General features: G+C 34.0%; 10 protein-coding genes. 5 read left to right on the forward strand and 5 right to left on the reverse strand.

The annotated features are described in order from the left end of the window. Positions 1-745: 745 nt before the first annotated feature. Entirely contained in the window at positions 746-1,684 is a 939-nt protein-coding gene (locus tag ACFIKU_RS04595) for an ArsR/SmtB family transcription factor (protein WP_375656822.1), read from the reverse strand. Positions 1,685-2,356: 672 nt separating this feature from the next. Then, entirely contained in the window at positions 2,357-4,006 is a 1,650-nt protein-coding gene (gene ettA, locus ACFIKU_RS04600) for an energy-dependent translational throttle protein EttA (protein ID WP_375656823.1), read from the reverse strand. A gap of 171 nt (positions 4,007-4,177) precedes the next feature. On the opposite strand from ettA, the gene ACFIKU_RS04605 reads away from it, so the two are divergent. Together ACFIKU_RS04605 and pncA are read left to right on the forward strand one after the other, a co-directional pair. Then, complete coding sequence (locus ACFIKU_RS04605) at positions 4,178-4,714, forward strand: hypothetical protein (RefSeq protein WP_375656824.1); 537 nt, start codon at positions 4,178-4,180, stop codon at positions 4,712-4,714. A gap of 46 nt (positions 4,715-4,760) precedes the next feature. Then, positions 4,761-5,369 carry a bifunctional nicotinamidase/pyrazinamidase gene (gene pncA / locus ACFIKU_RS04610; protein WP_375656825.1) on the forward strand — a complete coding sequence of 203 codons (609 nt, stop codon included), beginning with the start codon at positions 4,761-4,763 and terminating at the stop codon, positions 5,367-5,369. Between the two features lie 456 nt (positions 5,370-5,825). Here pncA and ACFIKU_RS04615 read toward each other — a convergent pair whose 3' ends face one another. Next, a complete protein-coding gene (locus tag ACFIKU_RS04615) occupies positions 5,826-6,878 on the reverse strand; it encodes a DUF475 domain-containing protein (RefSeq protein ID WP_375656826.1) in 1,053 nt (350 codons plus the stop codon). Positions 6,879-7,238: 360 nt separating this feature from the next. On the opposite strand from ACFIKU_RS04615, the gene ACFIKU_RS04620 reads away from it, so the two are divergent. Both ACFIKU_RS04620 and ACFIKU_RS04625 read left to right on the forward strand, forming a co-directional pair. Further along, positions 7,239-7,778, forward strand: coding sequence for a helix-turn-helix domain-containing protein (locus ACFIKU_RS04620; protein ID WP_375656827.1), 540 nt, complete (start codon positions 7,239-7,241; stop codon positions 7,776-7,778). A gap of 391 nt (positions 7,779-8,169) precedes the next feature. Next, positions 8,170-8,349, forward strand: a complete 180-nt coding sequence (locus ACFIKU_RS04625; protein ID WP_142416545.1) for a DUF1508 domain-containing protein — start codon at positions 8,170-8,172, stop codon at positions 8,347-8,349. A gap of 738 nt (positions 8,350-9,087) precedes the next feature. On the opposite strand, the gene ACFIKU_RS04630 is transcribed toward ACFIKU_RS04625, so the two are convergent. After that, entirely contained in the window at positions 9,088-9,399 is a 312-nt protein-coding gene (locus ACFIKU_RS04630) for a hypothetical protein (RefSeq protein WP_375642089.1), read from the reverse strand. 1,313 nt (positions 9,400-10,712) lie between these two features. Between ACFIKU_RS04630 and ACFIKU_RS04635 the strand changes: the two genes are divergently transcribed. Then, positions 10,713-11,027: a helix-turn-helix domain-containing protein gene (locus tag ACFIKU_RS04635; RefSeq protein ID WP_007347852.1), complete on the forward strand. Its 315-nt coding sequence runs from the start codon at positions 10,713-10,715 to the stop codon at positions 11,025-11,027. Here the strand turns inward: ACFIKU_RS04635 and ACFIKU_RS04640 are convergent. Beyond that, the gene (locus ACFIKU_RS04640) at positions 10,951-11,133 is read right to left on the reverse strand and encodes a hypothetical protein (protein WP_273722851.1); all 183 of its coding nucleotides are present in this window, start codon (positions 11,131-11,133) and stop codon (positions 10,951-10,953) included. The genes ACFIKU_RS04635 and ACFIKU_RS04640 overlap by 77 nt on opposite strands. Between the last annotated feature and the right edge of the window lie 1,055 nt (positions 11,134-12,188).

Raw genomic sequence — 12,188 nt, forward strand, 5'->3', positions numbered from 1 at the left:
TACCCACGGACTGCGTCATAAGATGAGCGGCAAACATAAAAGCCAACGATAAAAACCTATTGCCATCTTTACCATTCCTTTCATTTGCTTTTACGGCTTCCAAACACGTTCATAACGCTGTGTTTTAAATAATGAAAAACACACCTTGTCTTACCCTTTTACTTTTTTGTTCTTTTTAGAGCATCTTTTTGCACACCTCACTAAAAATTCCAAGGGACTTCTTATCTAAGTAGCTGTTTTAAAGAGACATTTTAAGATCTATTGGGCACCACCATTTTTGACATTTATGAAGGTATAAACCATCACTATATTATATTGTGCGGCATTATATTATATTGCAACCACTCTCATATTTAGAAAATGTATTTCCTTTTACAAACGGTATTATTTAGATAAATATCTTCTCTTGTAACAGACAAACAGACTCTTTTGGATTCTGAAACAGGAAATTTGAAATGAAAAAATATTCCTGTATTCAAACCTCTCATTGGGTCTAAAAAATAATGATCTTTTAAAATCAATATATTGGCTAATAAACAAATATGATATCAAGACACCTTAAATAATCTCTATAGAAGGTGCTTTCATGATTACAGGCTACACGCCCTTATGAAACACCAAGACTCTCATATAAAAACATAATACAAATGTAAAAAACAATAGATGACCCATAATTAAATAAAGTTTTATCTCTGCGCTATTTCTTGAGAAAAATCAGAGAATAAAGCACGTTAACAAACGCTCTTTATGCAAAATCTACTTGTTTATCTTTGATATCGTCAACCAATAAACGCGGATCACGAGCAAGCCAAAGTGTAACCATGCCCTCCTCACTGTTTTCATTTTGTATAGGAGTAAGACAAACCGTTTGTTCTAGAATAAGTCCGGCATTTTTTAGCCATTGTTCTATTTGTAAAGCCGAAAATCCAAGACGCATATGCGCTTGATCAGAATATGAAGACTCAATTTCATGATAACCAAAATCCACAATCAATAAACGTCCATGAGGACGCAAAACACTTGATATCTCATGAAGAAATATTTCAGGATTTTCAAGAAAATGCAAAACCCAATGAAGAATAACTAAATCAAAAGTTGTATCTCCAACAGACAAGTGAACAACATTGCTATCAAGCACGACTTCAACCGCATGCGTATAAAGGTTAGAAAACAATTTTAAGACAGAGTCTCCACCTATTCCAATATTCAGCATCGTCTGAAATGGTTTATCGCCAATGATTTCAATTAAAGCGTTTTCCACACCATGATCTGCCATATAAGATGACCGTAATACATCCCATTGCAACGCATTTTGTAAAAAATGCTTCTTCCTCGTTTTTTGACGCTGCTTTTTAACATCCTTCAAACGTTCTAAATCATGCGCTAACAACACATCATGCTTTGGCAAAGCCGAAAGAACACCCTTCACAATGTCTTTACCCCAAAAATCATGACAAAGCTTAAAATAAAGGCTATCTCCCTTCTGATAACGCTCAATCAATCGTGCTTCGTACAATAAACGTAAATATCGTGATATACACGCTTGCGACTGATCAAGAATAAAAATAAAATCAGGAATTGTTAAATCTTCATGATGCAAGAGGGTAAGAACACGTAAATGGCTTACTTCCGCGATCGCTTTCAGCAGCACAATCATTGCATCTAAACTTGCACTTTTTTTCATAATTATCCCCTAAACACTCCTATAAACATTTGTTTATAGGAAAAAAAGTCAAGCATAAAACGCATATTCTCTTCTATTTTGTTCTCTCTATTTTATCATCCTATGAAAAAAAAGGCCAATGTAAAAACGAACAGCTCTTATCTCTCTGCTTCTCGTTATAATGAGAATACATTGATTTATAATAACAATTTATCATTTTTCAACTTGAATAAAAAACCGGAATACCGTAAATTTTTCTCACTTAAAATCGTTTCATGATAAATCAATCCAAATCATTCTCTTACAGCTCATAAACAGAGGGGACATATGGATAAAAATATCTTTTATGCCCACCTCAAAACAAGAACTGCACACCATTGAGAGAAAATAAATAACATGATGGTGCCAACTTGCATTTTTATTAAGTAAAGATGATAATGCTCAATGACCAGAGCATTTGTAGAAAGAGTACTATGCTCTTCATCCCCTCCTTTTCATTGCAATTTTACAAGCAATAACCCGTTATATATCACGAGTAGAATAACCCTATATAGGTCATAATTTCATAAAGTGTCTCTTACTCTTTTCAATGAATAAAAACTTACACAGAGTACACACACACTTTATTTATGAAATAAAAAACGCAATAAAATACACTATTATTCCAACAAAGTTGAGATAAGACAAAAAATTCTAGCGTGTAAGAGGTTTATAATTTGCGTGCTTAGGATTAAGAGATTCCGCCCCAAGACGACGAACTTTATCAGCCTCATATTCAGCAAAATTACCTTCAAACCATTCTACATGGCCATCACCTTCAAAGGCTAAAATATGTGTTGCCAATCGATCAAGAAACATACGATCATGCGATATGATAACTGCACAACCAGCGAAATTTTCCAATGCATCTTCCAATGCACCCAATGTTTCAGTATCAAGATCATTTGTCGGTTCATCAAGAAGAAGTACATTCCCCCCCTCTTTTAGAAGTTTCGCCAAATGTACGCGATTGCGCTGCCCTCCTGATAAATTTGCCACCTTCTGCTGCTGATCTGCCCCCTTGAAATTAAAAGCCCCGCAATAAGCGCGGCTATTCATCTCATATTTGCCTAATTTAATAATGTCATTTCCACCAGAAATTTCCTCCCAAACAGTTTTATTCCCCACCAAGGAATCGCGACTCTGATCCACATAACTCATGTGAACTGTTTCACCGATACGTATTTGACCTGAATCGGGCTGTTCCTGTCCCGTCAACATTTTAAACAAGGTCGACTTTCCCATACCATTAGCCCCAATAACGCCGACAATGCCACCAGCAGGAAGCTTAAAAGAAAGAGAATCAATCAATACACGTTCACCATAAGCTTTAGAAAGATTATCAACTTCAATAACAACCTGTCCTAATCTTTCTCCAATAGGAATAATGATTTGCGCCTCTCCAGGGCGGCGCTCACGTGCTGCTTGAACCAACTCATCATAAGCCTTAATCCGCGCTTTTGACTTTGCTTGTCGTCCTTTTGGACTAGAAGCGATCCATTCTTGCTCACGTGATAAAGCACGTTGACGCGCTGCCTCTTCACGGCCTTCTTGAGCCAAACGCTTGGCTTTAGCCCCCAAATAAGCAGAATAGTTCCCCTCATAAGGAATACCTCTCCCGCGATCTAACTCTAAAATCCACCCCGTTACATTATCGAGAAAATAACGATCATGGGTTATCAAAAGCACAGCCCCAGGATATTCACGTAGATGCCTTTCAAGCCAAGCCGTCGTTTCAGCATCTAAATGGTTTGTCGGTTCATCCAAAAGTAATAAATCAGGTTTTGACAAAAGCAATTTACAAAGTGCAACACGCCGCTTCTCACCACCCGAAAGTTTTGTTACATCCCCATCGGCTGGCGGACAACCAAGAGCAGCCATAGCCATTTCCACTTGACTTTCTAAATCCCAAAGATTCTGACTGTCAATAATGTCCTGAAGCTGTGCACTTTCATCAGCCGTTTCCTCGCTATAATTCATCATCAATTCGTTATAACGCTCAAGAATTTCCTGTTTATCTGCAACACCTTCCATCACATTGCCACGCACATCTTTGCTCGCATCAAGCAAAGGTTCTTGTGGTAGATAACCACAGCGTGCTCCTTCAGAAATCCATGCTTCTCCCGTATATTCCTTATCTAGCCCAGCCATAATACGTAAAATAGTTGATTTCCCTGCACCATTCGGCCCCAAAATGCCGATCTTCGCATCTGGATAAAAAGATAAATGAATATTTTCTAGAACTTTTTTATTGCCGTAAGACTTGTTAAGCCCAGCCATATGATAGATAAATTGACGTGCCATAAATTTCTCTTTATATTGTGCATATTGTGCGATATTAAAGATTAGGATTTTGAAAAAAACTGATTTTGCTTTTTGAAACTGTACAGTAAATAGCACTTACATCGTATCAAAAGCTTTTCGCTTTATATTGGTACATTTTTTCTAATCTCACAAGCCCCAGTATGGTCCTAAATGCAAAAAAACATCCCCCAAAAAAGCAAAAAGCAAATCTTTTTAGCTGTACCTGAAACCTGTTATCAAACATTACCTCTCTTTTCCATACCAGATATAACATTGTATTTTTATCGTATTAAACCAACTTATCAATGTAATATGGTACCACAAAGAAAAGCAATTCTCTATGCGCCTTCTTTTTTCGCTTTATGGGCTTTATATTACGCAGCAAAAAATCCTTCTCTTTTTTCATCGATTTTTTGCTACGGAAAGCAATGGACTTCCCCCCTTGCCTTGATATGGCTTAAATTACGTTTACAAAACGATCGCCGCCTTATGGGATCTGACGTCCCAAGCCAAATGATCATGAAAGCTTTGCATCAACACGTAGCAAAAAATGAATACAGTGCACTTCCCATTGGTACGTGGTTACAATTCGTAAAAAACTATAAAACCAATTGTAAAAACTTATCCATCCCCCTCTTTTGGCTTGATAATTATAAAAATAATATCAATATCCAACACATCATTTCAAAACTTCAAGACGACATATAGCTTTTTAAAAATACGGTAAAAGCTCTTCTCGTATAGGAATATATTTATGGAAAAAAAAGCCTTAATCGTCATTGATGTTCAAAATGACTTCTTACTAGGTGGAGCACTTGCCGTACCACAGGGTGATGCTATTTTACCCGCCGTCAATAATCTCATAAATCATTTTGACCACGTTATCTTAACCCAAGACTGGCATCCCAAAAACCATTGCAGCTTTGCTTCCTGTTACCCTGAAAAAAAGCCCTATGATACCATCATTCTTGACTATGGCCCTCAAATACTTTGGCCTGATCATTGCATACAAGGAACACAAGGAGCAGAATTTCATCCATCTCTTAGAGTGGAAAAGGCACAACTTATCCTTAGAAAAGGCTATAATCAAAAAATGGATAGCTATTCTGCTTTTCTTGAAAATGATCAAAAAACACCAACAGGTTTACAAGTTTATCTCAAAGAACATGGTTTTACTAAGCTCATTATGTGTGGCTTAGCAACTGATTTTTGTGTCGGATTTTCTGCTCTTCACGCTATACAATGCGGTTTTAAAGTCAGTGTTTCATTAAATGCCTGCGCTGGTATTGATGTAAACGGATCACTAAACACTATGCTTAAAACGATGAACGAAGCTGGTATAGAACTTTTAATGGTCTCTTAAAATATTCTTCTCTAATCTACCATTATAATATACTGATTTATAAAGGATAAATTATTTTTCACATATTTAAGTAAGAATCCAGAATATCGTAAATTCTCTCATTTCAAACCTGTTTCAAAATCATTCTCTTACACGTTACAAAAAGAATCCAATGTATGAATAAAAATCATTCAAAAAAACAGTAAAAATGCTTCTTACAAACCATTAATGCAAGAACTTGTCATCATATTGCAGGCTGGTAAAAAGTATAGTTCCAGCTTTCTGCCCTATATTTAGGTCAAAAAGTACCCTAGAGATTGTACATTATTCCCTTCATGGGGTAGTATCATGCAATGAACTCAACTTTAAAACAAAAACGCAAATAAACAATAAAATAGTATTTCATTTTGCATGAAAGACCTCTTTCTATTCAAAGATATGCGATAAACCAAAGCGTGAAAAAAGTAAAAATCTCCATTACTTAGACACAACATGTTTATCCAATTGTCGATGCTTAAAACGAATCGAAGAATATAATGCCATTCCAATAATACAGATTCCCACAAGTCCTGTTAAAACTTCAGGAACCGATATAATCGTTTGCAGATACATAATCACTGCAAGAATTAGAATTGCATAAAAAGCACCATGCTCTAAATAACGATAATGCAATAATGTCCCTGATTCAACCAACATAATTGTCATAGAACGAACATAAAATGCACCGATACCAAGACCTATCGCAATAATAAAAAGGTTGTGTGAAAAGGCAAAAGCACCGACTACGCCATCGAAAGAAAAACTAGCATCAAGAACTTCTAAATAAAGAAACGCCCCTACTCCCCCGTGAGCTACTGTTGTTAAAGTCTTTTGAGGAGTATCCAAGAGATGACCCACAACTTCAACACCGATAAAGGTCAAAAGTCCATAAAGGGCTGCCAATAAAAAAGTTATTTTATTTTCTGCGTCAATCTGCCCTGAAACAAATAAGATCAAAATCAAAACAATTGCAATATCAATCCCAACAAGCGCCCCAAACTTTTGAGCAGGTCTCTCTATAACATTAAGCCAATGCACCTCTTTTTCAGAATCAAAAAAATATTTTAAGCCAACCATCATAAGGAAAGTGCCTCCAAAAGCAGCAATCCCCATATGTGCATCGGTTAAAACTTCAGCATATCGATGTGGTTCCCATATCGCTAATTTGACTGCCGCAATTGGATTAATCCCAACAGCAACGACAACCACCAATAATGGAAAAACAATTCGCATCCCAAATACAGCTATCAAAATGCCCCATATAAGAAAACGACGACGCCACAACGGATCCATTCTACTAAGAACACGCGCATTGATAATAGAATTATCAAAAGATAAAGAAATTTCCAAAACTCCTAAAACAAAGCAAATAAAAAAATATTTAAGAAAACCAGTAATACTTTCCGTTTCAAACCAACCAATAATCCCTCCTAAAAAGACACCAATAATCGTGAAAAAAAAAGCAAACCCAAAATAGCGTAATAGGGCCATGATCATTCCTCAAAGTTTATTTCTAATTCATCTAAAGCACACCCAGTACAAATCCAAAGTTTGCATCTCTTTAAAGTTGCATCTATTAATGCAGAGGTGTATAGAATATATATGGTAAAGTTACATGAAAATTCTCTCAAAAAAAGCAAGAGACAAATGTAGCAAACAGGGAATGTTGTTTTGAAGTGAGTATCAATTGTCAATACAATAAGTGAAAGATTGCTTTCTATCCACGAAAATAAAAAAATAAAAAGAAATTAAAGCTATAAATATTGACATTATATCATAGAATATTAATACATAGTGTGCTTTTATTATTTAATGATTTATACCATGATGATTTACCGAGGGAGATAATTCGTGGCACGTCCTGAAACTGAATCAAAAACCATATTTGGAAAGCGTTTACGTTATGTACGTCTTGCTTTAGGCGATCCATCACGTGAGACCTTAGCTAAAAGTTTTAGCATGACAAAAAATTCCATTGCTTTTTATGAGCGTGGAGAGAGAGAACCCAATCTTAGTGTCTTACAAACATACCGCACGTTATATGGTGTCAATATTAATTGGCTTTTAACTGGACAAGGAAAAATGTTTGACACCGAATATACAAAAGGTGATTTTGACTGGAATTATTTTATTAAAAAAATCGAGGGACTGGAAGAAACACTTGCCGATAGTGATCGTAACGAAAAACTAAATCAAGAAAAAATCGACAGTTCTTATGAAAAGTTGCAGCAATATTTGTCAAGACAAGGTTTATCAAATGGCTTTAACCCTAAAACTACAACCTCTCTTATCGATATGAAAGCTAAAATGGCCAATTCTTATACCCTTAGCTTATTCATTGATTTACTCATTCGAAGCGTATCCCAAAAAGAGGCTATAGCTAATCAATAAACGTCTATTTCAAAAGAAAAAACAAGAAATGATTAAACTCTACCAGTATGGAGAAAAGTATTTTTTACTTTATCCGCGCTGGTGGAATTTTGTCTAATTTATAAAATTTGTTTCTGTAACGACAATAACAACGTTTGCATTGTAAATGAAAGTATAGTGTTTTTAAATTAAAAAAAATAATTTTTTAGTATAAAATTCTCATTCATATCTTATTGACAAGAATTTTTTTCTTGTTAAAAGGATAATAGCTCTCATAGAAATTATTTTTAAGGTCAGAAAATTTAAGGGAAATATATTGACGACTTCCTATAGAGACATACATTAGTACTCACAAACGGATTAGTTAAATATTTATCCTGAAAATTATCAGCTATTTTATGAGGTGGAAAGCATGTATTTTGAGGTGTTTCAAGGAGTTCACAATCAATGGTACTGGCGTTTAATCTCAGGAGATGCGCAAAAGATTGCTTTTTCTAGTAAAGGTTATCCAACAAAACAAGATATCCTAATCAATATTGAGCAAATCAAAGAAATTACGCATAAAGCTCTTATTAGAGAGCTCCAGTCATAACGTTTTTTACCATTAAAACAAGCGTTTATTTTATATAATGGTATGTGAGTTACTTTTATGACAAATAAAAAGTAATTGTTTTTCCCTCAAAGGGAAGGAGCTTTTGTGTTATTTCTCACACTCACAAATAACAGTCAAATTCTTTCAGATTATATGTTTATTTTCAGTCATACTCAACTCTCTATAGCATTTATTAAAAAAATCTTTTAAGTCTTGTATTTTCCATAAAAAATAAATGCACATGAAAAGAAGATAAATCATCAATGATGAAATATAATTACTCTACAAGATATTCATATCTTTTACGTTCATATTCCTCTTCTGTATCTAATAATCATAGCTGACTTAGCCATCTCATCTTCATAAAAAGCGAATATCTCTTTCTTCTATTATCATGCAATTTTTTATACCTATTAGCTGAACTATCGTAGCATTTATACCTTATATCTAAAAGGAACATGCAAAATTGTTTCTAGCAATAATATAAAATTTCTGAATTGTATAGACGCGCTTTTTAATAACCAGCATACCTATAAACTGGTTTATCATCATAAACTCTTAATTTTATGACCAACGATGCTCTGTCTTATAAACTTAAATGTTTTCATAAAATCAGAGTAAACTTGAATATTCTCTTCAGATACAATCTCTCCATCAGTACCATTAAAGTTTGTCTCTCTCATCATTCCAATCTTCCTAACACATTTCCAAGCCTTTTAATGCAAAATATGAATATAATCACTCTTTATCATCTTCAGTTTTAAGCATTTTTTGATATTTCTTTTCATTTTTTTCATATTGCTTAATTTGTTTTTTCAGTTTTTCAATTGTTTGGTCGCGTCTTTTAATCACCATACTTTGCTCTCTAATAGCTCTATCTCGTTCTTCAGTCATCTTCATAGAATCTCTTAAAAACTCATGCTTTATTCTTCTAGATTCCTCTTTTAAAACTTTCACTTGACTGCGATAATATAAAGCAAACCGAAATATAACCCCACTGCACAACAAAACAACAACCATTGCTCCCAATAAAATTTCGTTTACACTCATTTGGATCTCCCTTAAATTGTCGCGAAAGTGATCATCTTGACCAATTTGTTTCATCCTCAATCAAAAAAAGAATACAATAAACTGCATGTTCCAAGTGTGAATAATCACTCTCGGCATTCTTATTTTCTCCATTAAAGCATTGATAAATGACGCAAAAAAATCTCTGAAAGCGGCTAAATCTACACGCTTACACCAATTATTTGCGACACACTTATTGACACAAAATACAAAAAATAAGGAACGTAAAATAAAACTGACGATGCCATGCAATCATACAAGCCTTACCCAAATCGTTCCTATCTTCCTTTTTTACGCCATGTGGGATGCGGCTATATATGAAAGTTTTTCATTATTACACAAATCTTCAGTGTCACAAAGCACAGCATTTCTGTAAAATTTTGCCTTCCCAAAAATCTTTACATCACCATAAACTAAAGCATCATTATAACTCGAGCCTTTCTACAATCACGAGTATCACCATAACATTCAATACATTGAGCATTTAAAACTTGATCAAAAAGACAGCATTAACGTAAACATATGCATCTCCACTCATATTCAAATAACGGTAAAGTTCTTATTTTTCATAAACATGCGAACTCTTACGAACAACTACACAACCATATGTTAATGCCTTGTTATCAATAACAATATCATTGTAAATACAGGCTTCATTATAAAACGCAGCATCATAAAAACACATTTATCCCCTAAGGGCATTAATCAAATGTACAATTCTCCCAAACAACCACCTTTGTGACTCAGATTACCTTCCTGTTTAATAAAATACCCAAGATCACTTTTTTGATATTTTCCAATTTTTTTTAACGCATATATACGATCTACCATCTGATAGTGATCTAATTTATTACAATAAAGGAGAAATTAGTATTTTTTGCCTATGAATTTACATTTTTTCTACAGCCATTATCCTGTCTCTTAAGGCTCTAAAGCTTCATTATATTCACACACCACCTCAACGCAGAATTTTTTTACAAATTCTGATGTTGGGGTATATCTTGATTTATAATGCTGCTACGTATACTATCACAGTGAAATCTCATAAACATACGAGTGTGTATCGCCGTTTCTGGTATACACGTTTATTTTTTCACAACCGTGGAACTAAGCAACCATTTTTTATTGATTCGAATCTGAAAGTGTATGGGGACATTTTGTTATTAGTTAAAAACAACTCTATATGCTTCATTAGCGAAGAGCTACACATGGATATTTTCACGCTCCTTGTATCATATATTCTGGATTCGCAACGCAATATTAACGCTATAGCGTAAATATGTAAAGGTCTAAAAATGACAAAGACTGAAAAAGATTGGTTCCAACGCTTAGTTGAATTGATTAAAAGTGACGGACGAACAATGATTGAAATAAGCAGAGCTGCAGGCTGTGGACAAAATTATGTCCAACAAATGATAAATGGAGGAAAGAGGCCTTCAGTAGATAAACTCATGGCTATTTTGAACACACTGGGAAATGCTAGTGCCATATATGTAATAACTGGTTTCAACATCTCCGATGAAGACTTAAAACTCATAACTTTGATTTCGTCTGGAGATAAAAAGAAGATTGAAGCCTTAAATGTTCTGTTGAATGAGCAGAACCTGTAGAATTTTCTACTCTATCCAATATCGCTTGCTTTTGAGACGTCGATAAAGACTCCCATTTCACAATAATATCAGATAAAGTTGTTTCAAATTTTTTATCATTCTTCATAGTCATACTCCATGTAGTCAAACTGTATAACGCTAAAGCGTTTAAATGTATCTCATACCTTAGAAAAAAATATTTGCAATAGGCAGTATGAAAGCAATTGTGTACAAACTTATTTTACAAAATCAGATGAAGTTCTATTAGCCATGTACCATGGTGAAACAACAAGCATCACGTGATCCAGACCTTCTTATGGAAATTGGTATGATCTATCAAAAACGCGAATAATGTTACGCATAACTTATGATTCGGACCAATAAAAACTAATGTAAAAATATCCCTGAAGACACTCCTGAACTCTATATAAGAGAACACGAAAAAGCTTTTTTGAAAAAAATACATCACAATTTTATTCTACATAGCACCATCTATGTTTTTTCAACAATATTGCAAAGCACGAATATAACAATGTTATAGGAATAAATTCTTATAAACAGAGCCACACACTACCTAAAACTCTGTAACACGTTTACAGGTAACCTCCCCTCTAAACGCACTTTATAAATACTAATATAAGTCTTTATCATAAGCAAAAATAATACTATTAAAAAATAAAACGAATCACCACGCATAATCTTTGTACGTAAATTGTATGCAGATTTACAACAAGAGAAAAATTCCCTTATGTAAATGAAGAATTATATTTTCAAAGTGTAACTTTGAAGAAGAAGTGTACTTTTCCAAAAAAATCACCCTCTCTGCCAATAAGTTTTTATAAGAGAGAAAACTCATAACCAAGATAAAACTCTCTACACAATCAATACGAGAAAAATATTAGCAATACAAAAAGGTGCTAGTTTTACCGAAATATTGCCAATCCCTTATGAAAGTAAAATCAAAAAAGACGTCTGCTCTTCAATAATAATTCGGGTTACATGAAAACTCTATAATTTGAGCATTAAGAAAAAAATACATAAAGACAGAAAACGGCATTTTAACGAATTTTCCAATATCATAGAAAGCATTTCTTACAGAATAATACAATGCTTATTACAATAAATCTGGATGATGCAAAGCGATAGAAACAATCGCCCAATTGACTTTTCAAAGAACAATTG

It is taken from the genome of Bartonella sp. CM120XJJH (assembly GCF_042194715.1).
Lineage (GTDB): Bacteria > Pseudomonadota > Alphaproteobacteria > Rhizobiales > Rhizobiaceae > Bartonella.